Genomic DNA, 517 nt, shown 5'->3' on the forward strand with positions numbered 1-517 from the left:
CGTACCACCGATGAAGTGCCGTCGGCATTGGTTTTCACGACAGCGGATGTTGCGCCAGACGTGACCGCCGGCTTGATTACATAGTCGTTGCCCATGATGTCCCCCCTGACGAGCGCATCATCAGTCCTTACGGAAGAATATCAAGGCTTGTTTTACGGCTGCGCCTGCTCTTGTTTGTCGCCTGGGCAGTATATATCGCGAAGCGGACATGCGCTGCGACCTTGGACGCCGCGTGGCTCCCCTTGCCACGCCGCCTTCCCTTACGGCCCTGTGAGCCTCCTCGCCACGCTAGGTAGGAGAATCATTGATCATAACCAGACCAGCCTTCAAATATTCGGTCGCGCGCTGCTCGAAGAAGTTAAAGCATTTTCGAGCGAAGTGGGTACCGGTTAGCGTGAAGAAAATGCGATAAACAAGAGTTTAGAGAAATTTCGCGCTTCGGAGAAACGCGGAATTGCTCAGGCGCGCGACCAGTTCTCGGCGCCGATCACACGGTCGTAGATCGATTACTGCTCCT

Origin of the sequence: Allobosea sp., from assembly GCF_051860145.1 — a bacterium.
In the GTDB taxonomy this organism is placed as follows: Bacteria; Pseudomonadota; Alphaproteobacteria; order Rhizobiales; family Beijerinckiaceae; genus Allobosea.